This is a genomic window from Bifidobacterium sp. W8114 (genome assembly GCF_016101165.1).
Taxonomy (GTDB): Bacteria; Actinomycetota; Actinomycetes; order Actinomycetales; family Bifidobacteriaceae; genus Bombiscardovia; species Bombiscardovia asteroides.
The window spans coordinates 525093-550092 of sequence record NZ_JACFRA010000001.1; the positions used below are offsets into that span (position 1 = coordinate 525093).

Below are 25000 nucleotides of genomic sequence, written 5' to 3' on the forward strand. Positions count from 1 at the left end.
GCATGGACCGATTGACCGCGCTCATTGAGGACAAGCACAATCCGACCGTGGTCGGTCTGGATCCGCGACCGGAACTGCTGCCCAGCCAGCTGATCGAACAGGCCAGACAGCGCGCAGCCGGGAGCATGGCCCAGATGGGTCTGGACCCCAAGGACCCGCAGCAGACCCAAGACGAGCAAGCCCAGGCTGTCTGGGCGGACCACCTGGCCCGGGCCTATCTGCGCTTCAACCTGGCCATCCTGGAGGGCGTTGCCGACCTGGTGCCTGCAGTCAAGCCCCAGATTGCCATGTACGAGGCCCTTGGACCCTGGGGCATCAGGGCCTACACCGGCACCTGCCGGGCTGCGGCAGACCGTGGCCTCTACGTCATCGGGGATGTCAAGCGCGGTGACATCGGATCAACCGCCGAAGCCTACGCCGCCCACCTGGACGGGCTTCCCCTGCCCCTCAATCCTGGACAGACAATGGGTGGGCCGACCCGAGCAGGCGGGAGGTTCCCCTGGTACGAGGATGCCCTGACCATCAATGTCTACCTGGGCTCCGACGGGGTGGAACCCTTCCTGCAGGCGGCCGAGCAGATTCAGGGTGACCTCTTCGCCCTGGTGCGCACCTCCAACCCCTCAGGCAGCCAGATCCAGGAGCTGGGCCTGGACGCCGACTCGGGTGGCGGCACCATCTATCAGCACCTGGGTGACTTGATCGAATCCTGGGGGCGGCCCTCAATCGGCGAATCAGGATACTCCAGACTTGGAGCCGTGGTCGGTGCCACCCACCCCGAGGACGGAGCCCTTTTGCGCCGGGCCATGCCCCACACCTTCTTCCTGGTCCCCGGCTACGGAGCCCAGGGCGGTTCGGCGGCCGACGTGGCACCCATGTTCGACCGGTCCGGCGGCGGCGCTGTGGTCAACTCCTCCCGGGGGATCATCGCAGCATGGCGGAAGGATCCGGACTACAGCCCGCGGCTCAGCGTTCAGGCGGCCCTTGGCATGGTCACCCGCGATGCCCGCCAAGCCGCACAGGCCATGAAGGACGCTCTCAATCAGGCGATCAAGGAGGCCCGATGAAACCCAACCTCTTCATATCCACCAGCCGGGTGGAGGATCAGGCCCGACAGGCAGGCCGGATGCCCGGACGCCGCACGGCCCAGGTCACCGGCATGGAGCCCTTGGACCGGCAGGTCTGGCGGATGACCATCCAAGACCCCTACCTGGCAGCCCACGCCCCGGCAGGAGCCTTCATCAACCTCTACTCGGCCGATCGCATGACCATGATGCCCAGACCCTTCGGTATCAGCCGAGTTCTGGATGGCGAGCAGATTGAGATCATCTTCGCCGTAGTTGGCCAGGGGACCTATGAATTCTCCCGCCTGCAGCCAGGCATGGCTGTGGACCTGCTGGGACCCCTGGGCCATGGCTTCGACCTGGAGAAGCCGGCTCATTATCTGCTGGTGGGCGGCGGCCTGGGCGTTCCTCCGCTGATCCGCGCAGCGCAGTGCCTTCAAGGCCGGTCCGCTGTGCGTACCACCGCCCTGCTGGGATACCGGGACCATCGGTTCGCCGATGCCATCATGGGCTCGCTGACCGATCAGCTGGAGTCCATCGACAACGCCTCCGGGGATGTCATAACCCTCTTGGATCGGGTTCGCGGCGACATCGATCCCGAGCGGACCATCATCCTGACCTGCGGACCTCTGCCCATGATGCGGGCCGTGGCCGCCTGGGCCCGCAAATACAGCCTGCCGGCCCAGTGCTGCATGGAGTCCCGTATGGGTTGTGGCTACGGCACCTGCGTGGCCTGCGTGGTCGACACCGTTGATGGCAGGCTCAAGGTCTGTAAGGATGGACCGGTCTTTGCCGCCGACCGTCTGATCTGGGATGCGGACCGGGTCAAGAAGGAGGCACGATGAGCGGGCTGACAATCGCAGGGACGCAGACGGCCATAACGATGGATCCGCTGGAACCGCACGCCTGGCGGCATGGCACTGTTGTGGCCGGCACGCCATGGAAGAACCCTGTGGGCACCGCTTCAGGCACCTTCAACCTGGATGCCTGCGGGGATTATTACGATGTCTCCCAGATGGGCGCCATCTCCACCAAGGGGGTTTCGCCGGTACCCTGGGAAGGCAACCCCACGCCCAGGACAGCCGAGAGCCCCGCCGGCATGGTCAACTCCGTGGGGCTGCAAAACCCGGGCGTGGACCATTACCTGGTGGACGAACTGCCCAGGCTCAAGGCCCTGGGAGCCAACGTGGTCACCAATGTGGCCGGCCACAGCGACGAGGACTACGCCATCGTTGTGGAACGCCTGGCAGACTCCTCCGCGGATATGCTGGAGATCAACGTCTCCTGCCCCAACGTCTCTCATGGGGGGATGTCAGTGGGCACCGACGCCAAGGCCCTGAACCGGTTGATCACCCGGCTGCGGGGTCTGACCGACAAACCAATGGTGGTCAAGCTGACCCCCAACGTCACCGACATCGTGGAGGTGGCCCGGGCGGCGGTGGATGGGGGAGCGGATGCCCTCAGCCTGATCAACACCCTGGTAGGCATGCGCATCGACATTACTACAGGCAAACCCATCCTGGCGCAAGGCACCGGCGGCGTCTCCGGCCCTTGCATCCTGCCCATTGCCTTGTCCTTCGTCTGGCGGGTGCGCCAGGCACTGCCCGACATTCCCATCATCGGCATCGGGGGCATCGACTCGGGACGCACGGCCTTGGAATTCCTCTATGCGGGGGCCAACGCCGTGGAGGTGGGGGCTGCGGCCCTGGTGGACCCTGTGGCGCCCATGAGGGTGGCCAGGGAGCTGGACGATCTGTTGGACGAGCGGCCCGATCTGGCCGATTTGCTCAAGAAAGGGGAGTGCTGGCGATGAGCGCATCCGCAGCTGAAAACAAGGCCGGGCATGACGGGGATGCCCAGGAGCAGACCCGCCGCATCCAGGAGGGCTTCACCAGCTTCCTGCTGCAGAGCGGAGCCCTCAAGTTCGGTGATTTCACCCTGAAGTCGGGGCGTCGCTCGCCCTACTTCATCAACGCGGGGGCCTTCAACGACGGACGGCTGATCGCCCTGCTGGGTGAGTTCTACGCCCGCACCATCGTGCAGGCCGTGAAGCAGGGGACCCTGCCCGCCGACATCGACACGGTGTTCGGTCCGGCCTATAAGGGGATTCCCCTGGCCGTCTCCACGGCCATTGCACTGAGCGGGGCACATGGGATGCCGGTCGGCTACACCTTCGACCGCAAGGAGGTCAAGGACCATGGAGACGGAGGCCTCATGGTCGGCACCCAGCTCAGGGACGGCATGAGGGTGCTTCTGGTGGATGACGTCATGACCGCCGGGACCGCGGTTCGCCAGGTGGTACCCAAGATCATGTCCCAGGCCAAGGTGACCATAGTCGGTCTGGTGCTCTCTGTGGACCGGATGGAGCGCACCGGTCAAGGCCGGGGCTCGGCTGTGGAGTCAATTATGGACGAATTCCACTTCCCGGTCATCAGCATTGTCAACGTCCGTCAGATTTTCGATGCGGCTGCCTCCATCAAAGGCTCGGATGGGTCGCCCATCCTGGACCGGAGCACGGCCGATGCCGCCAGGGACTACCTGGAGCGTTACGGGGCCTGAGTAAAAGCCTGGCTCACGCTGGCAAGTCGATTGTGCTTACATGCCACATCGACGCACATTCTTCGGATGGTCATGCTGTCGGACGACCTTCGTGTAGATTGGTAAAGGTCCGACGGGCATACCTCGGATCATCATCGCAAGGAAGGCCATGGATCGTGACGAAACCGCTGGAGCAGAATGGTCATGATAAACCTGACCAGACTGAAGACGACGAATTGAAAAACGCCAAGCCTGCCGTCGCGGCCACGTCAGCTGACGCAGTGAAATCTTCGGATGCTGCAGAACATGCTGATGGGCGTCTTTCGACTGTTGAGGAACCGGTAGAGACAGGCCGGCCTCAAGAAGGCGAGCCTGAAGAAGAGAACAAGCCTGCCCAGCGAGCCCGGAGGCTGCCGCTGATACTGGTTGCAGTGGCTCTTGTGTTGGTTCTTGTTGCAGGCATCTACATGCTATGGACCAGCCGTACAGGAGACGCCCGGACAGATCATAACTCTTCCGCCGAATCGTCGTCCGTCCACTCCAATCGGGGACCCAGCGGTGACGCCAAGGCCTACAAGGCCCTGCAGGAGGTCGCTGTAAAGCCATCGGTGGCCGACGACCAGGGAGGGCTGACCGTTTCGGCCAAGGGGGTCGGCGGCAGGAAGAAGGTTGCCGATGCGCCTACCCTTGAGATCTTCATGGATCCCATGTGCCCCTGGTGCGGCAAGGTGGGCCGGGTCATCGATCCCCAGCTGCAGCGCATGATCAGCGCCGGTCAGATCAACGTCACCTACAACTTTTTGAACTTCCTGGATTCAGTATCCAGCGACCAGTACTCCAGCCGCGTGGACAACGCCCTGGCCATGGTGGCACAGGAGGACCCGGACCACCTGCCGGCCTTCGCCGCCGCCGTCTTCGCAGCTGATTTCCAGCCCGATGAAAGCTCCTATCAGGCGGTCTCCGATGCCCGTCTGGCCGACCAGGCTGTAGGAGTAGGTGTGCCAAGGTCCCTGGCAGACCGCTTCGCACAGGGTACATACAGGCCATGGGTTGACAAGGTCAACGCCTACTCCATCACCCGCAAGGATGCCAAGGACGCCAAGGGGGAGTTTTCGACCCCCACCATCATGATCAACGGCAAGGTCTGGGATCTGACTGCAGCGGCGAAGAGCCAGGGAGGCCTGGAACATCTGGACCGGGCCCTGCTCAAGGCCCTGGGACTCAAATCACAGGATGTGGGCCAACAAGGAAAGATGCCCTCCATCGGAGCCCAAGGAAAAGCGCTGGAAGTACAGTAACCCGCTGCTTGCTTTGCTGTTACTCGACTGGCTCCTGCTCGATCAGCGAGTATCCATGGTTGGACACCACCTGGCGCAGTTTGTCCAGGTAGAGTTCGGCGGCATGGGACAGCTTGGTCCGACTGTTCACGATCCAGCCCACAAGCATGGATTCATCCGACTCCAGGGGGACGCTGACGATCTTCTCGTTGTTCAGGTCCTCGTTGTCGATGCCGGTGCAGACCGTGTAGGCGTTCAGCCCGACGATGAAGTTGAGCATGGTTGCCCGGTCGCTCACGGTGATCTGCTTGGGGGAGTAGTCGGGCCAGACAGCCTCCTCGGCGAAGTAGAAGGAGCCTTCTTCGCCCTGCTCATACTGCAGGAAGGGGTAGGGCTCCAGATCCTTCATGGTCACCATGGCCCGATCGGCCAGCGGATTGGTCCGGGCGATGAAGACATGCAGGTCCGCCCGGAAAAGAGGGTGGAAGTCCAGGTGCTTCTCGCGGAGCATCTTGGACAGAACCCGTTTGTTGAAGTCGGATTCGTAGATGATGCCGATTTCGGACTGTAGGGTGGCCACCTGGTCGATGATGTCCCTGGTGCGCGTCTCACGTATGGTGAATTCGTACTCGTCGGAATCGATGGAGTTGATCATCTCCACGAATGCTTCGACTGCGAACATGTAGTGCTGCGTGGAGACCCGGCAGAGCTGCTTGCGGGGCCTGACCTGCCGGTAGCGGGCCTCCAGAAGGTCGGTCTGGTCCAGTATCTGACGGGCGTAGGTCAGGAATTCCGCCCCGTCCACGGTCAGAGCGATCCCCTGGGAATGACGGGTGAAGATCTCGATTCCCAGCTCGTTCTCCAGCTCCTTGACCGATGAGCTCAGGGCAGGCTGGGAGATGTAGAGCTCATGCGAGGCCTCGTTCATGGAACCGCATTCGACAATCTTGACGATGTAGCGCAGTTGGAGCAGTGTCATACAAGCCAATCTATACCCAAGGCTCTATCGGCCCAGGGCTGCAGTTTCAGCCATGCCCTGGGCCGCGGCCTCCTGATCGAGATAGCGCCCCGGACCCAGGACCTGGGGGTTGCCGTCTTCATCGGTCTCGAAACTGTATACCATGGGGACGCCGGTGGGGACATTGATGGATTGGATGTCCTTATCGTCAACATCCTCAAGAACCTTGATCAGGCTGCGGACCACCGAGCCGTGGGTGACGATGAGCAGATTCCGTCCTTGCTCCAGGTTGGGGGCTATTCGGCTACGCCAGTAGGGATGCAGACGTTTCAACAGATCCTTGAGGCACTCGGCGCGGATGTCTGCCGGATTCCGACCGTCCAGCCCGTCCCCCATGGCTGGGGCATAGCGCGGATCCTGTCCCTGGAAGTAGGGTGACTCGGTTTCGATGGCCGGAGGCCGAACATCGTAGGAACGCCGGAAGATGTCGAATTGATGCTGACCGTAACGTTCAAGCATTGCCGGTCGCGTCTGCCCCTGGAAGGCGCCATAGTGGCGTTCGTTCAACCTCCAAGTGCGCTCCACCGGAATCCAGGCCCGACCAACCAGATCCAGCACAGTGTTGGCAGTGACTATGCTGCGGGTCAGCAACGATGTGAAGACCAGGTCGGGCAGCAGGCCTGATTCCTTGAGCAGCCGTCCGGCATGGCGGGCCTGTCGCAGTCCGCGTTCCGTCAGGGGCACGTCCACCCAACCGGCGAAACGGTTGACCGACTTCTGGGTCCAGGCGCTTTCCCCGTGACGCATGACGATGAGTTGCGAGGTCACCAAATCGACTCCTTTTCTGATGACGTGTTTTTAGAACCAGAGCGAGCTGTTCTCGAAGAAGAGGGAGGCATCGTCTCCATCCTGTGCGGATTGCTCGATAGGGTCAGTGGTCCCCTCGGCCCTTGACATCACCAGACCTATGGCCCTGGGCAGGGCATCGGCCACCTGCCCGGCACGGATTGGCTGTCCTATGAGTCCTGTAGCAAATCCATGACCTTCCGGTTGGTCGTCCTCTGTTACCAGATCCACGAAATCCTGGGGCTTGCGCGGGTCGAAGATCAACGGCTGCTCCCAGCCGGTCTGCCTGCCGCCACTGGCCAGGGAACCGGCAAGCCCGTGCAGGAAGGCCGCGGCAGCCGTCAGATCCACCATCAGTGTGGCATCATCCTGGATTGGGCCGGCGTTCTGGGCCAGCATGGCCCCGATGGTTCCGGAGAGCACGTCTCCCGATCCGGCTGTGGACAGCCAGGCTGGGCCGAAACCGGTGGTCATGACGCGGGGACGGTCGGTGCCGTCCTCGCCGACGACCAGCGTGATGGCTCCCTTGAGCAGAATGGTGGCCCCGGTAAGCTGACAGGCTCGAATCGCCCAGTGCAGGGGTTCGGCCATGACCTGGTCGCCGTCCACGTTCTCGCCATGTGAATTGAGCAGAGCGGCCATTTCACCAGCATGTGGGGTCAGCACCGTGCGCGGGCCCAGCCGGTCCGGCAGCAGATCCAAAGCACCGGCGTCCACTACCACCGGCGGGTCGGCTGCCGCCTCGTCCTCGTCCAGATCGGCGGCCTGACGGCTGAGTATATCGGCAATCAGATCCCGCTGACCGTCCTGGCCTTCAGGTCCGGCGGCCTCCTGGGCCTGCCCGTTGGGTACACCAGAGCCCAGCACCCAGGATTCAACCCTTCCCCGGCCCAGGACTGTCTCAGGCAGCTCCTGCAGGATCAGGTCACCCACCTGTTCGGGGCCGCAGTAGCGGATCATGCCCACGTTGCCTCTGGCAGCAGCCTTGCTGGAGAGCAATCCTGCGCCATGGTAGAGGGCGGATCCGGTGACCAGGCCGACCACGCCCCGGCTGTACTTGGTGTCATCCACCCGTGGCGCCCGCAGGAGACTGGCGCATTCTTCCGCGCTCATACAGGAGACGCTGGGAACCAGGGCCGAGGTGTCAAAACCGAAGTCCACCAGGACGATTCTGCCGCAGACGTAGGCGGCCGGGGGCAGCATCAGACAGGGTTTCATGGCTCCCATGGTTACGGTCACATCCGCCGGGATGTAGGCGCCGGGCAGGGTACCCTCGTCCACATCCAAGCCGGAGGGGGTATCCACGGCCAGAACCAGTGGCCCATCCTGACTGGCGGGGTCGTGCCAGGCGGGCCTGTCGGGCAGACCGCTCTCCATGCCCAGTTCTGCGGCCAGAGCGGCGGGAATGCCGCGCAGCGCCCCCTTGAGGCCGATCCCGGTCATGGCATCGATAATCAGATCCGCCTGTCTGCACAGTTCCAGGGCCTGATCCAGCTCCTCGGATGCCTGGTCCGGTCCGGAGGGGGTCTCACAGCCGAGGATGGCCGCCTGGGGGTCCAGGGCCGTGACTACTCCGCCGGCACGCAGTAGGGCGTCCAACCCGCCCTGGTGGAGGCTTCGACCGGTTGCCACCACGGTCACATCGGCCCCATGTCCGGCCAGGTCAGCCGAGGCATAGAGACCGTCGCCGCCATTGTTGCCGGCCCCCGCCAGCAGAACGATCCTGGCGCCTGCAGGCTCCAGCCCGGCCTGGGTCAGCATGACGTCGGCCACGGAGGCCAGGGATCCGGCGGCGACACGCATCAGGGGCACCCCGTCATCCAAAAACGGCTGCTCCAATGATCTGATCATATCGGCGGAATAGGCGCTGGTGGCCAGGGTCCGGCGGGCTTCGCGTCGTTCATCTGGTGACGGCTTCATGGCATCACACCCCTCATTCAACAGGTCCACGTTCGGCGGCGTGGCCGGCTACGTGCTGGCTCCACTCTATCCGATGGCCATGTCCTGCAAGCGTTATAAGGTCTGCCTATTTAAGAGGGCAGGAAAGGAAATCATGCAGGGATTCGCAATGCCGAATCAGGGCCAGATCATGGCGGTGGTTTTGACGGTGGTTCTCTGTGGCCTGATCGGCTTCGAGCGCGAGTTCCTCAAACACGACGCTGGCATCCGCACCCACATTCTGGTGGGTCTGGGCAGCTGCCTGTTTACCATGGTCTCCCTCTATGGCATACAGGCCGCTGTAGGCAACTACTCCTGGGATGCCTCGCGAATCGCGGCCGGGGTGGCCTCTGGCATCGGCTTCATCGGTGCCGGGGTCATCTTCTTCAACCATGATTCGGTCAAGGGTCTGACGACGGCCAGCGCCATCTGGGTGGCCGCCGCCGTGGGCATGGCCTGCGGGGTCCAGCTCTTCGCCATCGCCATCCTGGCGGTCGTCTTCTACTTCCTGGCTGTTCTGGTCATCGCGCCCATCCTCAAGTGGTTCCTGCGCAACCGTCAGAACACGGTTCTGCGTATTGTTTACCAGGACGGTCACGGCTGCCTGCGCGAATCCCTGCTGTTGGCCACCCGCATGGGCTTCGAGTCCCGGGTGCTGACCATCCACGAGCTGCACCGGGATGCCTGGAAGGGGGCCGATGTCACCGTCAACCTGCTGGGCAAGGGTGATGTGACCGAGCTGGTTGAATCCATCGGCCAGACTCCAGGTGTCAAGGGCGTGGAAGTCCTGGGGGAGGACGACTGACCCGCTGACGACATACAACCTGCTGGCACGGGCCAACCGGTGGCTGGCTACTCTTCGGCCACCAGATCCAGGTAGTCGTCGCTCCAGAGGTCCTCATCTCCGTCGGGCATGAGCAGGACCCGCTCAGGGTTGAGGGCCTTGACGGCCCCCTCGTCGTGGGTGACCAGCACTATGGCCCCCTCGTACTTGGCGATGGCCTTCAGTATCTCGTCGCGCGAAGCGGGGTCCAGGTTGTTGGTGGGCTCGTCCAGCAACAGGACGTTGGCCCGGCTGGTCACCAGGGTGGCCAGGGCCAGGCGGGTCTTCTCTCCGCCGGAGAGCACCTTGGTGGGCTTCATGGCATCGTCCCCTGAGAAGAGGAAGGAGCCAAGGATGGTCCGCGCCTGGGTGTTGTCCAGGTCAGGGGCCACATGCTGCAGGTTCTCAAGAACGGTGACATCGTTATCCAGTGTGTCGTGCTCCTGGGCGAAGTAGCCGATCTTGGCCCCATGCCCCAGGGTCACCTTGCCCGTATCGGGCTGCTCGATGCCGGCCAGCAGCCGCAGGGTAGTGGTCTTGCCGGCGCCGTTGTAACCCAGGATGACCACCCGGGAGCCCTTATCGATGGCCAGGTTGATGCCGGCGAAGACGATGTTGGAGCCGTAGGCCTTGGACAGGTCCTCGGCCATGATGGGCGTGCGGCCGCAGGGGGCGGGATCCGGGAAGCGCAGGTCGGCCACCTTTTCGGCCTTTTCCGCCTCCTGGGTGTCGGCCAGCAGACGTTGGGCGCGACGCATCATGTTCTGTGCCGCCACAGCCTTGGTGGCCTTGGCATGCAGACGGATTCCCTGCCGCATCAGTCGGTCGGCCTTCTTCTCGGCCACCTCGCGTTCGCGGCGCCGGCGTTCCTCGTCCACCACCCGCTGGCGCAGGTAGGCCTTCCATCCCATGGTGTACATGTCGATGCAGGAGCGCTGGGCGTCCAGGTGCCAGATGCGGTTGACGGTCTCGTCCAGCAGTTCGGTGGAATGGGAGATGATCAGGAAGCCGCCCTCGAATCGGCGCAGGTAGCCCTTGAGCCACTCGATGGAGTCGGCATCCAAATGGTTGGTGGGCTCGTCCAGAATCAGGGTGTCGGCGTCAGAGAAGAGGATCCTGGCCAGCTCGACCCGTCGGCGCTGTCCGCCGGAGAGGGTGCCCAGTGCCTGCTGCAGGGTCTCCTGGCTCAGCCCCAGGCTCTCGCCCATGACGATGGCCTGCGATTGGGCCGCATAGCCGCCGGCGTTCTCGAAGTCCTGCTGGGCCTTGTCGTAACGCTTCATGGCCTTTTCCATGACCTTGGGGTCAGGACTGGTCATCTCGGTCTCGGCCTTGCGCATCCGCTGGATGATGGCGGCGATGTCCCTGGCGCTCATGACCCGGTCCAGGGCGGTCTGCTCGGAGTCGCCCGCATGGGTGGACTGGGGCAGATACCCCAGCTGTCCGGTCACCCGCACCTTGCCGGCCGAGGGGAGCATGTCGCCGGTGATGACCCGGGTCAGCGTGGTCTTGCCGGCGCCGTTGCGGCCCACCAGGCCGATCCGGTCGCCCTTGGTCACGTGGAAGTCGGTGGCTTGCAGCAGTAGTCGGGCACCTATCCGGATCTCAAGTCCCTGCGCCTCAATAGCCATGCCGCCTCCGACCCCGCTTTCCTCATGGATTCAAAACTTGCAAGGAATCATGGTAGCAAGAAGCAATCCCCGCCAGTGCGTCTCGGCTGACGGGGCAATGGATGAACCACGGGTGGGTCAGCGGCGGACCAGCCTGAACCTGTTCCAGGGGAAGTAGACCAGGAAGGCGCCCACAGCGGTCAGGGCGATGACCAGCACACCCATGGCGGCCGCGAAGGAGAAGATCCTGATGCCGATGCCCAGGCAGGCCCAGATGACCACCAGGCCGAAGACCCAGTCCTTGCCGTGCCTGTTCATCAGGTAGGCGACCGCCAGGAGCGCGCCGACCACGATGATGGTGGCGAATCCCTGGACGGCACTGCCGACCTTGTGCCCGGCCACCACCATGTATCCGGCATTGACCAGGGTGGCTACGCTCAGCCAGCTGGCGTAGATGGACAGCGGAATCCAGTCCAGGGCCTTGGCGGCGGTGGGGGTCCCGGCCTTGGTGGCATCCCGACGCACCAGGGCATAGAGCATCCAGGCCAGCACAGTCAGGATGAGGATGATGACCAGGGCCCAGAAGTTGCGCTCCATGTGCCACAGGGCCAGCCAGGCGATGTTCAGGCAGCAGGTGGCCACGAAGAGCAGCCCGCTCAGTGTGAAGGGCAGGAAACCCAGACGCTTGCGGCTGGGACCGGCCAGGCAAAAGCGGAAGAGCCAGATGGCCAGGGCGATGTAGATGACCCCCCAGATGGCGAAGACGTAGCCGGCGGGCATGATCCAAAGGTCCACCTTGCGAGCCAGGCCTCCAACTGTCGTGCCATTGAAGTGGTAGACCTCCGCATAGCCGTTGAAACCCACCATGGCCACCCAGGCCACCCAGAGCAGGATGTCCTCGAACAGCTTCCAGCCTCGGCCCTTGGAGGATTCCTGCTCCTTTTCGGTCTGACCCTGCTTTTGCTGCTGGTTCTGTGCTTGGTTTGATCCCTGCGCTGCCTCATTGCCGCTGCGATCAGAACTGCTCTTGCCTTTGTTGGTGGTCTCATCGGCACTGGCTTTTCCAGTCGATGCCTTCTTCGACGAATCACCGGACCGCTTGGCTGCGGCTACCGAAGGCGATGAACCCGAGCTGGATGAATTCGAAGCCGACGCATCAGACGATGCCGAACTTCCATTCCTTGAACTCCCGGTTGCCGAAGTCGATCCCGAAGCCGATTGGCTGCCCTGCATGGCAGGGGAAGTGCGCTTGGCCCTCTCGACCGGGTCCTCATCGTCGGTCCAGAGTCTGCGCGGATTGTCCTTGTCAGTCATGGCACATGCTTCCTCTCCTTGCCGGCCGCAACCCTGCTGCCCGCCGTGGGGATGTCCCCGGGCACGGGCCGGCCGGCCTCTGTCTCAACTCTAAATCGGCCAGCCTTGCTCGGTGGTATTGACCACCCGGCCCGGGCGGCCGCCGGTGCTAGCCTGAAGCCGAACGCTGGAAAGGGGAGTGCAGCATGGCCGAACCTTCACATCGATGCGACTGGGCTCAGGTGGCTGATCCGCTTATGCGCAGCTATCACGACCGCGAGTGGGGCCGCCCCCTGCACGGCTCCCAAAGGCTCTTCGCCATGCTCTCCCTGGAGATATTCCAGTGCGGACTCAGCTGGCAACTGGTCCTGCATCGCCGCCAGGCCTTCCTCAAGGATTTCGACAACTTCGATATTCAATCGGTCGCCGCCTTCGATGCCGGCCGCATCGACTCTCTCATGGCCGACCCGGCCATCATCCGCAATCGACGGAAAATCGAGGCCACGGTGGCCAACGCCACCCTGATCGCCCGCCAATTTCCCGGGGAGGAGTTCGACCGCTACTGCTGGTCCTTCACCGGCGGGCTGACCATCAACCACGACTACCCGGACGATTCATCCATACCACGCTACGACCATCTGTCGGCCATCGTCTGCAAGGACATGCGTGACCTGGGTCTGCGCTTCCTGGGGCCCGTGACGGTCCACTCCTTCCTCCAGGCGGCCGGCATGATCAACGACCATCAGCACGACTGCTTCCTCAACGGCTGCGGCCGCCCGCCCCTGGATCCGCCGGACCCGGCCATCTAAGCCATCGTCGAACACCTGTTCGAATTATTCGGCCCCGGCGATATTATGGTCAGGCTTTGGCCTCAGCCTTGGCCATGGGTCTTCAGGGAAGCGGATGGGAAGCACGTGAAGCAGCAGAACAAGCCTAAGTCGACAGTGGACGCGGCCATCGAGAACCCGCGCATGATCGAATCCAAGGGGTCCCTGGTGGCGGACCTGTCCATGGTGCCCAACGACCGCAAAATCGTCATCCAGGGCGCCCGGGCCCACAACCTCAAGAACGTCAACCTGTCCATACCCCGCAACCGGATGGTGGTCTTCACCGGTCTGTCAGGCTCCGGCAAGTCCTCCCTGGCCTTTGACACCCTCTTCGCCGAGGGTCAGCGCCGCTATGTGGAGTCCCTCTCAGCCTATGCCCGCCAGTTCCTGGGCCAGATGGACAAGCCCGACGTGGACTTCATCGAGGGCCTGAGCCCTGCCGTCTCCATCGATCAGAAGACCACCAACCGCAACCCCCGTTCCACCGTGGGCACCATCACAGAGGTCTACGACTACCTGCGCCTGCTCTTCGCCAGGACAGGCATTCCCCACTGCCCGGTCTGCGGGGCCGAGGTGCGGGCCCAGTCGCCGCAGCAGATCGTCGACACCCTCATGTCCAGGCCGGAGGGGACCCGTTTCCAGCTGCTGGCCCCCATCGTCAAGGGCCGCAAGGGCGAGTTCGTTGAGACCCTAGAGCTCCTGCGCTCCGACGGCTACTCCCGGGCCATCATCGACGGGGACATGCACCAGCTGTCCGACTCCATCAAGCTGACCAAGCAGAAGAAGCACACCATCGAGGTGGTGGTGGACCGGCTGGTCATCCGCGAGGGCATGCGCCAGCGCCTGACCGACTCTGTGGAGACCGCACTGAGGCTGGCCAAGGGCACGGTGGTGGCCGACTTCGTGGATCTGGATGCCAAGGATCCCGAGCGTCGCCAGCCCTTCTCCGAGAAGCGGTCCTGCCCCAACGGCCACGAGCTGGAGCTGGACGAGATCGAGCCCAGGACCTTCTCCTTCAACGCCCCCTACGGAGCCTGCCCGGCCTGCACAGGCCTGGGATTCAACCTGGAGATCGACCCCGAGCTGGTGGTGCCCGACCCGGAGAAGAGCCTCAAGGACGGGGCCGTGGAGCCCTGGAGCGGCACCAAGAGCCAGCAGCGCTTCTACGGCCACCTGCTGGACGGCCTGGCCAAGGAAATGGGCTTCTCCACCTCGACCCCCTGGAAGGACCTGCCCGAGGAAGTCCGCCACGCCGTCATGTACGGGCACGACTTCAAGGTGGACGTCTCCTACCGGAACCGCTGGGGCCGCCTGCGCGAGTACACCACCGGGTTCGAAGGCGTGGTCCGCACCCTGATGCGCCGCCACGACGAGACCGACTCGCAGCCCATGAAGCAGTACTACGAGTCCTACATGCGCGAGGTGCCCTGCCAGGTCTGCCAGGGCAAGCGTCTGAAGCCCGAGGTGCTGGCAGTGACCGTGGACGGCCTGTCCATCGCCCAGGTCTGCGACATGGCCGTGTCCGCCAGTCTGAAATGGGTTGAGGGCCTGCACATGGAGGGCGCCCAGGCCAAGATCGCCGGCGAGGTCCTCAAGGAGATCCGCGCCCGTCTGCGCTTCCTCAACGACGTGGGCCTGAACTACCTGACCCTGTCCAGGGCTGCGGCAACCCTCTCCGGAGGCGAGGCCCAGCGCATCCGCCTGGCCACCCAGATCGGCTCGGGCCTGGTGGGCGTCATGTACGTGCTGGACGAGCCCTCCATCGGCCTGCACCAGCGGGACAACGACCGGCTGATCAAGACCCTGCAACGGCTGCGCGACCTGGGCAACACCCTGATTGTGGTCGAGCACGACGAGGACACCATCCGCCAGGCCGACTGGCTGGTCGACATCGGCCCGGGGGCCGGCGAGCATGGCGGGGAGGTCATCTTCTCCGGGCGCTCGCAGGACCTGGTCAAGGCCTCCCGTTCAATCACCGCCGACTACATCGCCGGTCGCCGTTCCATCGAAGTGCCCAAGCGCCGCCGCAAGACCAGCAAGACCAGACAGCTGACCGTGGTGGGGGCTCGCGAGAACAACCTGAAGAATCTCAAGGTCTCCTTCCCGCTGGGGGTCATGACCCTGGTCACCGGCGTCTCCGGCTCCGGCAAGTCCACCCTGGTCAACTCCATCCTCTATCCGGTGCTTGCCGACCAGCTCAACAACGCCCGCATCGTGCCCGGCAAGCACACCCGGGTGGAGGGCGTGGACCAGGTGCGCAAGGTCATCCACGTGGACCAGAACCCCATCGGCCGCACCCCGCGCTCCAACCCGGCCACCTACACCGGCGTCTGGGACAAGATTCGCCAGCTCTTCGCCAAGACCCCCGAGGCCCAGGTGCGCGGCTACGGTCCAGGCCGCTTCTCCTTCAACGTCAAGGGTGGCCGTTGCGAGACCTGCCACGGTGACGGAACCATCAAGATCGAGATGAACTTCCTGCCCGATGTCTACGTCCAGTGCGAGACCTGCCATGGCAAGCGCTACAACAGGGAGACCCTGGAGGTCACCTACAACGGCAAGACCGTCTCGGACGTGCTGGACATGCCCATCGAGGAGGCCGCGCACTTCTTCAAGGCCTATCCCTCCATCGCCCGCTACCTGGACACCCTGGTGGACGTGGGTCTGGGCTATATCCGCCTGGGACAGCCGGCTCCCACCCTGTCCGGAGGCGAGTCCCAGCGGGTCAAGCTGGCCACCGAGCTGCAGCGGCGCTCCGATGGCAAGACCGTATATATCCTGGACGAGCCCACCACGGGTCTGCACTTCGAGGATGTCCGCAAGCTGCTCAAGGTCCTGCACGGCCTGGTCGACAAGGGCAACACGGTCATCGTCATAGAACACAACCTGGATGTGATCAAGACCGCCGACTGGATCATCGATCTGGGACCCGAGGGCGGCGACGGCGGCGGCACCGTGGTGGCCCAGGGCACTCCCGAGCAGGTGGCCGCCAATCCGGACAGCTGGACCGGCAAGTATCTGAAGCCCATGCTGGATCCCGCCAAGGTAGCCAAGGCCACTCGATCATGACCCGCAGCTGCTTCGAGCGGCACACGCCGCAGGTATGGCGACGCACCGCCCAAGCCCTGGAAGAGGAGTCAGCCACCGGCACCACGACCGGCGTCAACAAGAACGGCGCACCCCTGCTGGGGGACAGCCGCGACCTCTTCCGCCCCAAGACCTCGGACATCCCCGCCCAGCCGGGGGTATACAAGTGGCGGGACGGCGATGGTCGGGTCATCTACGTGGGCAAGGCAAAGAACCTGCGCAACCGTCTGACCAACTACTTCCAGCCCCTGGAAAACATGCATCCTCGCACCCAGACCATGGTGCTGACGGCCCGGAGCCTGGAGTGGACCGTGGTGGGCACCGACCTGGAGTCCCTGACCCTGGAATACACCTGGATCAAGGAGTTCGACCCCCGCTTCAACGTCAAGCTGCGGGATGACAAGACCTACCCCTACCTGGCCGTCTCCGTGGGGGAGGAGTTTCCCCGGGTCTGGATGACCCGCGTGCGCAAGCGGCACGACACCCGTTACTTCGGCCCCTATGCCAAGGTCTGGGACATGAAGCACACCCTGGATGCCCTGCTCAAAACCTACCCGGTGCGCACCTGCACCTCCGGTGTCTTCCGCAAGGCCAAGCTCAGCGGCCGCCCCTGCCTGCTGGCCTCCATCGGCAAGTGCTCGGCCCCCTGCGTGGGCCGGATCAGCGCCAGCGACCACCGGCGTCTGTGCACGGAGCTGACCGGGGTCATCACCGGCAGGCTGGGCAAGAGCTACCGTGCCGGGCTGACCAGGAGCATGCAGAAGGCCAGCAAGGAGCTGGACTTCGAGAAGGCCGCCCGCCTGCGCGACCAGATCGCCATGCTGGACACGGTCATCGAGCAGAATGCCGTCGCCTTCGCCTCCAACGTGGATGTGGACGTCTTCGGTGTGGCCTCCGACGAACTGGAGGCCTCGGTCCACGCCTTCTTTGTGCGCTCAGGAGCCATCCGCGGAGAACGCAACTGGAGCGTGGAGCGGGTCGAGGACGTCTCCGACAGCGAACTGATCAGCGACCTGCTGGTGCAGGTCTACTCGGACCTGATGAATGAGAACGACAGCGAGCTGCATAAGCTGCCCGGAGAGTCGGATACCCCTGTCTCCATCAGCCAGGACAGGGATGCCATGGGCTCCACCCAGAAGGTCACGGCCCTGGATGCAGAAGCCCGGGCCAGGGCCACCAGGAGCCGACACCAGCATCAGGATCAGACCGGTCGTGCCGACCTGCTGGCCCCCATCTCGCCCGTGCCTCCCGAGGTCATTGTCCCCATCCAGCCGGATCGGACCGGTGACCTGCAGGAGTGGCTGCGGGAGCTGCGCGGATCCGCAGTGACCATTCGGGTGGCCAGCCGGGGGGAGAAGAAGTCCCTGATGGACCGGGCCAACGCCAACGCCCGTCAGGCCCTGCAGCGCAGCAAGCTCAGCCGCATGAGCGACATGGGCACCCGCACCCAGGCCATGAACGACGTGGCCAAGGCCCTCGGGCTGGACCGCGCCCCGCTGCGCATCGAGTGCTACGACATCTCCAACACCGTGGGCGGCCAGTTCCAGGTGGCCTCCATGGTGGTCTTCGAGGATGCCGTCCCCAAGAAGTCCGAGTACCGTCGATTCGCCATCCGCGGCGAGGACGGCAAGGGCGCTATAGACGACACGAGTGCCATCTACGAGACCCTGACCCGGCGCTTCCGTCACGGCAACATCGCCGGCGATAGCGGCGACAGCATGGAGGCCGAGCGAAAGGCCAGCGACAAGGCACCCGAGCTGGTGGAGCAGGAGGAGGGAGCCATCGTCCAGCAGAACACCGCCGCCCGCCACTTCGCTTACAAGCCCAACCTGATCGTGGTCGATGGCGGCAAGCCACAGGTGACCGCGGCCGCCCGGGCCCTGCACGACTGCGGGGTGGACGATGTGGCACTGTGCGGCCTGGCCAAGCGCCTGGAGGAGGTCTGGGTGCCTGACGACGACTATCCCATCATCCTCAAGCGCCAGTCCGAGGGCATGTACCTGCTACAGCGGGTGCGCGACGAGTCCCACCGCTTCGCCATCACCTACCACCGGCAGACCCGGCGCAAGGGTGCCCTCCGTTCGGCCCTGGACGAGATTCCGGGCATCGGCCCTACCTACCAGAAGAAGCTGCTCAATCACTTCGGGTCGGTCAAGCGCATGCGCCAGGCATCCCAGGAGGAGCTTGAAGCCGTCAAAGGCATCGGCTCCGCCAAGGCCGAGGCCATCTACCAGGCCTTGCACAGTGACCAAGACCAAACCGGGGACAGCCAGCGATAAAATGGCTCAGGAGGCTGGCAGAGGGCCGTGCCCTGATCTTGATTGGTGCGTGATTGCGGATATGAATGGACCTGATCGTCGTTGTGCCGTCCTGGGCGACCCAATCAGCCATTCTCTTTCGCCCCTCCTGCATGGATCAGCCTATGCAGCACTGGGCCTGGACGGCTGGCGCTACGACCGGGTGTGCATGGACGCTGACGGTCTTGCGGACTTTATCCACGGCCTTGACCCGTCCTGGGCAGGACTAAGCCTGACCATGCCCTTGAAGAGTGCTGTTGGCCCCCTGGGAGATTTTCGCGACTGCTGGTCCAAAACCCTAGGAGTTGCCAACACAGCAGTCTTTGCACAGGGCGGCCCCGCCAAAGGCATCTCTTTGTACAACACAGATGTAGAGGGGATTGTAGCTGCCCTCTTGGAAGCAGCCGACCGCTGCCGGGCCGATGAGGACCCTGACGATCTGGCCGCCCTGCTGGAGGCTGCCGGCCAGGACCGGCAGGACCGGCTTCCCGATCAACCGTACCCAGGGGCGCAGGCCCTGGTCATCGGCAATGGGAATACAGCCGAGTCCGCCTTCTGCGCCTTGAAGGTGCTGGGGGTCGAGCGTGTGGATCTGCTGGTTCGCAACTCGGAACACTGCGACCACATGTTGGACCTTGCTTCCCGATTGGGTCTGCCCGAACCAACGGTCACCGCGATGGATCAGGTTGAGGCAGCCCAAAGAGCTTTGACCAGGGCTGATATTGTCGTCTCCACCCTGCCTTCGGGTGCAGCCGATCCCCTTGCCCGTCTGCTCAGCACAGCCGAGAGGGCCGAGGCCGACGAAGATGGACGACTGGGTCCGGTCCTGCTCGACGTGGTCTATGACCCCCGGCCCACCCCGCTCATGAGGGCCTTCCGCCGCCAGCCGGGCGCTCGGGTGATAAGCGGTGAACGCATGTTGCTCTATCAGGCCGTGCGTCAGGTGGCACTGATGACCGACCGACCCCTGGCCGCTGTTCCGGTGGCTGCTATGGACCAAGCTTTGAGGGAGGCATGACGATGACAACGGGAAAACCGCCCTTCGCAGGCTTCGAAGTATTGCTGATCACAGGCATGTCCGGCGCAGGCCGCTCCCGCGCTGCCGATTCCATGGAGGACATGGGCTGGTATGTGGTCGACAACATGCCCCCGCGCCTGCTGGTGCCACTGGTCGACATGATGACCTCGGCCGGGAGCTCCCTGCACCGCCTGGCCGCCGTCATCGATGTTCGCTCCCGCTCCTACTTCGACGACCTGTCAGCTGTGCTCAGCCATCTGGACGACCTGGGCGTACGTTGCCGCATCCTCTTTCTGGATGCCTCCGATCAGGTGCTGGTCAAACGATATGAGTCCGTCCGCCGTCCCCACCCCCTGCAGGGCTCGGGCCGCCTGATCGACGGCATCCACGAGGAGCGCCGCCTGCTGGGTGGACTCAAGGAGCGCGCCGATATAGTCATCGACACCTCCAACCTGAGCATCCACCAGCTCTCAACCCGACTCTATGAAATGATCCTGGGCTCCGGTCCGACCACCGTGGGCGTGCACATCATGAGCTTCGGATTCAAGTACGGCCTGCCCATCGATGCCGACTTCGTCGCCGACGTCCGCTTCCTGCCCAACCCCTACTGGGTCCCCGAGCTGCGCGACCTGAATGGCCATGATGGCCCCGTCCGTGACTATGTGATGGCCAGCAAGGGAGCCAGGGAGTTCCTGGATGCATACACCACCGCCATTCTGACCGCGCTCAGCGGCTATGCGCGTGAGGACAAGCACTATGTGACCATCGCCTTTGGCTGCACTGGCGGACAGCACCGCTCGGTGGCCATGGCCGACGCTCTGGCCGCCCGTTTGCGGTCCCGGGGAATGGAGGTGACCGTCTCAGCCCGCGAGCTGCCGCACCGTTCCCGCGGATAGCCAAAGGCGCAATTTGTCCAAGATATTCGGTATCACAGTAATCCGGTGGTTTGCACGGCTGGTGTGTCGCGCGGCCTGGAAGTATTCATTTTTCAGTATTTTTTCGTAGGAGGACGGCTCTTGGCCCTACTTGATGATGTCAAAAGCGAGCTGGCCGCGATTGACAACGAACCCCCCTCTGCCAAGAAAGCACAATCAGCGGCCATGATCCGCTTCGGTGGCGGTCTGCACATCATTCAGCGCCACATTGTGGTGGAAGCGCAATTCGACTCCCTGCCGGCAGCGCAGTGGTTGCAGAACACCATCAGGGACGTCTATGGCCATGATTCCGATCTGATCCAGGTCAACAGGCAGGCCCCCACCGGGAACCTGACCCGCTACTCGGTCCGCGTGCTGCGGGCGGGCGGTGCCCTGGCCCTGCAGACCGGTCTGCTGGACCGCCGCAAGCATCCGGTTCGTGGTCTTCCCGCCGACATAGTCTCCGGCAACATCGCCCAGGTCAAGGCCGCCTGGAGAGGGGCCTTCCTGGCCCATGGCGAGCTGTCCGACCCGGGCAAGGCGTCCTACTTGGAAATCGTCTGCCCTGGATCCGAGGCCGCCCTGGCCCTGGTGGGCGCAGCCCGCCGTCTGGGTATCAACGCCAAGGCCCGCCAGGTGCGCAGCTCCGAGCGCGTCACCCTGCGCGACCCGGACGTCATCGAACGCATGCTCAACCTGATGGGCGCCCCCAAGTCCTCCAGGGAGTGGACCGGCAAGCGCAGCGACGGTGAATCCCGTGGCAAGGCCAACCGCCTGGCCAACTTCGACGACGCCAACATGCGCCGCTCCGCCAAGGCAGCCGTCGAGGCCAGCGCCAAGGTCACCAAGGCCTTTGAAATTCTGGGCGACGACATCCCCGAGAATCTGCGTGCAGCCGGCCAGCTTCGGCTGGATCACCGTGAGGCCTCCCTCGAAGAGCTGGGCCGCCTGGCTGATCCGCCGGTCACCAAGGATGCCATCGCCGGGCGTATCCGCCGTCTGCTGCAGCTGGCCACCAAGGTGGAAAAGAAGAGGGCCGAGAAGCAGGCCAAACAAGAGTGAGATAGCTCACACAGGTCGGTCTGCCTGAGTACCATTGCAGGGGAGCGGGCGCATGGACCCGCAGTCAGAAAGGATACGCATGAAAACACTGAAGAGCCTCGGTGATCTCAAGGGCAAGCGCGTGCTCGTCCGCGCGGACTTCAACGTGCCGCTGGACGGCACCACCATTACGGACGACGGCCGCATCCGCGCCGCCTTGCCAACCATCGAGCAGCTTCGTGGCCAGGGCGCCAAGGTCATCCTCATGGCCCACCTGGGTCGCCCCAAGGGCAAGGTCGTTCCCGAGCTGAGCCTGGCCCCCGTTGCCGCTCGCCTGGGTGAGCTGCTGGGCGTGCAGGTTCCTCTGGCTGAGGACACCTACGGCCCCGATGCCCATGCCAAGGTGGCCGCCATGAACGACGGCGACGTGGTCCTGCTGCAGAATGTGCGCTACAACCCCGAGGAGACCAGCAAGGACGAGGCCGAGCGTGACGCCTATGCCCGCAAGATCGCCGATCTGGGCGACGTCTTCGTCTCCGACGGATTCGGCGTGGTCCACCGGGCCCAGGGCTCCAATTACTCCGTAGCCAAGTTCCTGCCTTCCGCAGCCGGCCTGCTGGTCGAGAAGGAAGTCAAGGCCCTGTCCAAGGCGACCGAGAACCCCGAGCGCCCCTTCACTGTGGTCCTGGGCGGCTCCAAGGTCTCCGACAAGCTGGGCGTCATCGAGAACCTGCTCAGCAAGGCCGACCGTCTGGTCATCGGCGGCGGCATGGTCTTCACCTTCCTCAAGGCCGAGGGCTATGAGGTCGGCTCCTCCCTGCTGGAGGAGGACCAGGTCGACACCGTCAAGGGCTACATCGCCACCGCCCGTGAGAAGGGCGTGGAGCTGGTCCTGCCCACCGACATCGTGGTGGCTGACGAGTTCAAGGCGGATTCGCCCCACCAGGTGGTTCCCGCCGACGGCATCCCCGCAGACAAGATGGGTCTGGACATCGGTCCTGACTCCCAGAAGCTCTTCCACGACAAGATCGTGGACTCCAAGACCGTGGTCTGGAACGGCCCCATGGGCGTCTTCGAGTTCCCGGCATTCGCCGATGGCACCAGGGCTGTGGCCCAGGGGCTGGTCGATGCCACCAAGGCCGGAGCATTCACCATCGTCGGCGGCGGTGACTCCGCCTCGGCCGTGCGCAATCTGGGCTTCCCCGAGGATGGTTTCTCGCATATCTCCACCGGCGGCGGCGCCTCGCTGGAGTTCCTTGAGGGCAAGGAGCTTCCGGGTCTGAAGGTGCTGGAGTAAAATCGGCAAACAGACGGGCAATGCCGGGTCACCGGGTTTCGCATCCGGCGGCCCGGCATTGCTGTTGTTGCGCGGATGGAAAGGTCTGGTATGGCACGCATTCCCCTGGTGGCCGGTAATTGGAAGATGAACTTCGACCACCTGGAAGCCACCTATTTCGTGCAGAAGCTGGCCTGGCTCCTGCGCGACGCCCACTTCGACCGCAGGCGCTGCCGGGTGGCTCTGATGCCCGCCTTCACCGCCCTGCGTTCCGTCCAGGTGCTGGTGGAGGCCGACAACCTGCCCATCGAGTATGGGGCCCAGGCCGTCTCCGTCACCACCCAGGGGGCCTTCACCGGGGATGTGTCCGCGGACATGCTGGCTCAGCTGGGCTGCAGCTACGTCATCGTGGGCCATTCCGAGCGGCGCAAGTACCATCCTGAGGACGATGCCAACATCGTCGACCAGGTCCGGGCCGTCCTAGCTGCGGACATGAAGCCCATCCTCTGCGTGGGGGAGAGCTACGAGGAGCGTCGCCAGGGCATACAGCTGGACTTCGCTGTAGGACAGGTCAATGACGTCACCCGAGACCTGGCCAAGGAGGACATGGCCAACCTGATCGTGGCCTACGAACCGGTATGGGCCATCGGTACCGGCATGGTGGCTACTCCCGACACCGCCCAGCAGGCCGCCAGGGCCATCCGCGACCACATCTCAAACAAGTTCGGGGAGCCAGCCGGCCAGGCCGTGCGCATCCTCTACGGCGGCTCGGTCACCTCCAAGAACGCCTCACAGATGATCACCCAGCCGGACGTGGACGGTTTTCTGGTGGGCGGCGCCTCCCTGGATGTGGAGGAATTCTCGCGAATCGTGCGACTGGCCGCCAAGGGCTGATGCGTTTTTCCCCGGGTATCTGTATACTTGTTTCCAGTTCCTTACATGGAGGTATGCGCTGTGACCATTGTCAAGATTGTGCTCGAAGTCGTTGTGATCCTCGCCAGCATACTGCTGACCATGCTGATTCTGTTGCACAAGGGCAAGGGCGGTGGCCTGTCCGACATGTTCGGCGGTGGAATCGGCTCCAACGCGGGCACCTCGGGCGCAGCTGAGAAGAATCTGAACCGGCTGACCATTATCGTGGCCCTGATCTGGGTAGCCATCATCATCGCCCTGGATCTCATCGCCAAGTACAAGCTGGCCTGATTCCAGCAACCAATACCTGCAATACCTGACCCCGGCATCGACCGGGGTTTTTCCATATCTGGGCGACGGTGGCGCAAGGCTCATAGTCCTTGACTATTACCACAATATGTCATTCACAATGCACCGATAATCCAACGATCCAGCCGCCTTACGGATAGAGTAGAGAACGGTGTGCCTGACGAGCGGCGCACCACACAATGTCGTGCAAGCCAAGCAAGCGAAAGGAAGTGCTCATGGCTGAGCAAGCTGCACCGAGCCTGGAGGGCTGGTTCTGTCTCCACCTCTTCTGGAAGATCGATTGGGCCAAGTGGCGCCGAGTGCCCCAGGATCAACGCCGGGAATGCCTGAATGAGTTCAAGGCTCTGGCCGCACAGCTGGACCAGGTCCAGTCCCAGGGCCAGGGAAGCCACTACTGGTGCCGGGTCAACGGGCAAAAAGCCGACCTGGGCCTGATGGTTCTCAGAGAGACCCTGGATCAGCTGCAGGAGGTCGAGACCGCCCTGGAGAAGCTGCGCCTGTCCGATTATCTGGAGCCGACCATCTCCTATGTGTCGGTCACTGAAGTGGGCCTCTACTCGGGCAAGCCGACCACGGACCGTGGATGGTCCTATGTCAATGCCAGCCTTCATCCCAAGACGCCCGACAAGCCCTACATCTGCTTCTATCCCATGTCGAAGACCCGCGTTCCGGGCGCCAACTGGTACACGCTGCCCTACGACCAGCGCAAGGCCTACATGCACGACCACGGCAAGATCGGCCGTTCCTACGCCGGCAGGGTCTCCATCATCCTGACGGGCTCCATCGGCCTGGACGATTACGAGTGGGGCGTCACCCTCTTTGCCGACGACCCCGTCGAATTCAAGAAGATCGTCACCGAGATGCGCTACATCGAAGCCAGCTCCATCTACGGCGAATTCCCCTATTTCCTGGTAGGCACCCAGACCGATCCCGAGCGCATTGACAGGCTGCTCACGGATCAGATGGGACAGTAGCACC

21 protein-coding genes are annotated in these 25000 nt (G+C 63.7%); 16 read left to right on the plus strand and 5 right to left on the minus strand.

Features of this window, described 5'->3' with window-relative positions:
* Positions 1-2: 2 nt before the first annotated feature.
* The 5 genes from pyrF to H3T89_RS08890 all read left to right on the plus strand — a co-directional run bounded on the left by pyrF (position 3) and on the right by H3T89_RS08890 (position 4897).
* Positions 3-1064 (plus strand): orotidine-5'-phosphate decarboxylase, encoded by a 1062-nt coding sequence (pyrF, locus tag H3T89_RS02140; protein WP_198216094.1) that lies wholly within the window; start codon positions 3-5, stop codon positions 1062-1064.
* Positions 1061-1906, plus strand: coding sequence for an iron-sulfur cluster-binding protein (locus H3T89_RS02145; RefSeq protein ID WP_198216095.1), 846 nt, complete (start codon positions 1061-1063; stop codon positions 1904-1906). Before pyrF ends, H3T89_RS02145 begins: the two co-directional genes overlap by 4 nt.
* Positions 1903-2874 carry a dihydroorotate dehydrogenase gene (locus H3T89_RS02150; protein WP_198216096.1) on the plus strand — a complete coding sequence of 324 codons (972 nt, stop codon included), beginning with the start codon at positions 1903-1905 and terminating at the stop codon, positions 2872-2874. The genes H3T89_RS02145 and H3T89_RS02150 overlap by 4 nt, the downstream gene beginning before the upstream one ends.
* Positions 2871-3620, plus strand: coding sequence for an orotate phosphoribosyltransferase (gene pyrE / locus H3T89_RS02155; protein ID WP_232348381.1), 750 nt, complete (start codon positions 2871-2873; stop codon positions 3618-3620). The genes H3T89_RS02150 and pyrE overlap by 4 nt, the downstream gene beginning before the upstream one ends.
* A gap of 155 nt (positions 3621-3775) precedes the next feature.
* Positions 3776-4897: a DsbA family protein gene (locus H3T89_RS08890; protein ID WP_198216097.1), complete on the plus strand. Its 1122-nt coding sequence runs from the start codon at positions 3776-3778 to the stop codon at positions 4895-4897.
* Positions 4898-4916: 19 nt separating this feature from the next.
* On the opposite strand, the gene H3T89_RS02165 is transcribed toward H3T89_RS08890, so the two are convergent.
* From H3T89_RS02165 to H3T89_RS02175, 3 genes are read right to left on the minus strand one after another with little or no spacing between them, the layout of a single operon-like run.
* Entirely contained in the window at positions 4917-5855 is a 939-nt protein-coding gene (locus tag H3T89_RS02165) for a LysR family transcriptional regulator (protein ID WP_198216098.1), read from the minus strand.
* A 24-nt stretch (positions 5856-5879) separates the two neighbouring features.
* Positions 5880-6662: a 2,3-bisphosphoglycerate-dependent phosphoglycerate mutase gene (locus tag H3T89_RS02170; protein WP_198216099.1), complete on the minus strand. Its 783-nt coding sequence runs from the start codon at positions 6660-6662 to the stop codon at positions 5880-5882.
* A 30-nt stretch (positions 6663-6692) separates the two neighbouring features.
* Positions 6693-8600, minus strand: a complete 1908-nt coding sequence (locus H3T89_RS02175; protein ID WP_198216100.1) for a bifunctional ADP-dependent NAD(P)H-hydrate dehydratase/NAD(P)H-hydrate epimerase — start codon at positions 8598-8600, stop codon at positions 6693-6695.
* Between the two features lie 133 nt (positions 8601-8733).
* Here H3T89_RS02175 and H3T89_RS02180 point away from each other — a divergent pair, with 133 nt between their 5' ends.
* Positions 8734-9423, plus strand: a complete 690-nt coding sequence (locus H3T89_RS02180) for an MgtC/SapB family protein (RefSeq protein WP_015021846.1) — start codon at positions 8734-8736, stop codon at positions 9421-9423.
* A 47-nt stretch (positions 9424-9470) separates the two neighbouring features.
* Here the strand turns inward: H3T89_RS02180 and H3T89_RS02185 are convergent, their stop codons facing one another.
* Positions 9471-11072: an ABC-F family ATP-binding cassette domain-containing protein gene (locus H3T89_RS02185; RefSeq protein ID WP_015021845.1), complete on the minus strand. Its 1602-nt coding sequence runs from the start codon at positions 11070-11072 to the stop codon at positions 9471-9473.
* A gap of 117 nt (positions 11073-11189) precedes the next feature.
* Positions 11190-12365, minus strand: coding sequence for a TspO/MBR family protein (locus H3T89_RS02190; protein WP_110417221.1), 1176 nt, complete (start codon positions 12363-12365; stop codon positions 11190-11192).
* 185 nt (positions 12366-12550) lie between these two features.
* Between H3T89_RS02190 and H3T89_RS02195 the strand changes: the two genes are divergently transcribed.
* The 10 genes from H3T89_RS02195 (at position 12551) to hemQ (ending at position 24996) form a co-directional block, all read left to right on the plus strand.
* The gene (locus H3T89_RS02195) at positions 12551-13153 is read left to right on the plus strand and encodes a DNA-3-methyladenine glycosylase I (protein WP_198216101.1); all 603 of its coding nucleotides are present in this window, start codon (positions 12551-12553) and stop codon (positions 13151-13153) included.
* A gap of 162 nt (positions 13154-13315) precedes the next feature.
* Positions 13316-16237, plus strand: a complete 2922-nt coding sequence (uvrA, locus tag H3T89_RS02200) for an excinuclease ABC subunit UvrA (RefSeq protein WP_198204059.1) — start codon at positions 13316-13318, stop codon at positions 16235-16237.
* The gene (gene uvrC / locus H3T89_RS02205; protein ID WP_198216102.1) at positions 16234-18534 is read left to right on the plus strand and encodes an excinuclease ABC subunit UvrC; all 2301 of its coding nucleotides are present in this window, start codon (positions 16234-16236) and stop codon (positions 18532-18534) included. The genes uvrA and uvrC overlap by 4 nt, the downstream gene beginning before the upstream one ends.
* A gap of 61 nt (positions 18535-18595) precedes the next feature.
* Positions 18596-19570, plus strand: coding sequence for a shikimate dehydrogenase family protein (locus tag H3T89_RS02210; protein ID WP_198216103.1), 975 nt, complete (start codon positions 18596-18598; stop codon positions 19568-19570).
* Between the two features lie 2 nt (positions 19571-19572).
* A complete protein-coding gene (gene rapZ, locus H3T89_RS02215) occupies positions 19573-20466 on the plus strand; it encodes an RNase adapter RapZ (protein ID WP_198216191.1) in 894 nt (297 codons plus the stop codon).
* A 120-nt stretch (positions 20467-20586) separates the two neighbouring features.
* Positions 20587-21546 (plus strand): DNA-binding protein WhiA, encoded by a 960-nt coding sequence (gene whiA, locus H3T89_RS02220; protein ID WP_198216104.1) that lies wholly within the window; start codon positions 20587-20589, stop codon positions 21544-21546.
* Between the two features lie 79 nt (positions 21547-21625).
* Positions 21626-22822, plus strand: coding sequence for a phosphoglycerate kinase (locus H3T89_RS02225; protein WP_110417218.1), 1197 nt, complete (start codon positions 21626-21628; stop codon positions 22820-22822).
* Between the two features lie 90 nt (positions 22823-22912).
* Positions 22913-23695 (plus strand): triose-phosphate isomerase, encoded by a 783-nt coding sequence (tpiA, locus tag H3T89_RS02230; protein WP_198216105.1) that lies wholly within the window; start codon positions 22913-22915, stop codon positions 23693-23695.
* A 60-nt stretch (positions 23696-23755) separates the two neighbouring features.
* Positions 23756-24004, plus strand: coding sequence for a preprotein translocase subunit SecG (gene secG, locus H3T89_RS02235; RefSeq protein WP_015021835.1), 249 nt, complete (start codon positions 23756-23758; stop codon positions 24002-24004).
* A 233-nt stretch (positions 24005-24237) separates the two neighbouring features.
* Entirely contained in the window at positions 24238-24996 is a 759-nt protein-coding gene (gene hemQ / locus H3T89_RS02240) for a hydrogen peroxide-dependent heme synthase (RefSeq protein WP_198216106.1), read from the plus strand.
* Positions 24997-25000 lie beyond the last annotated feature (4 nt).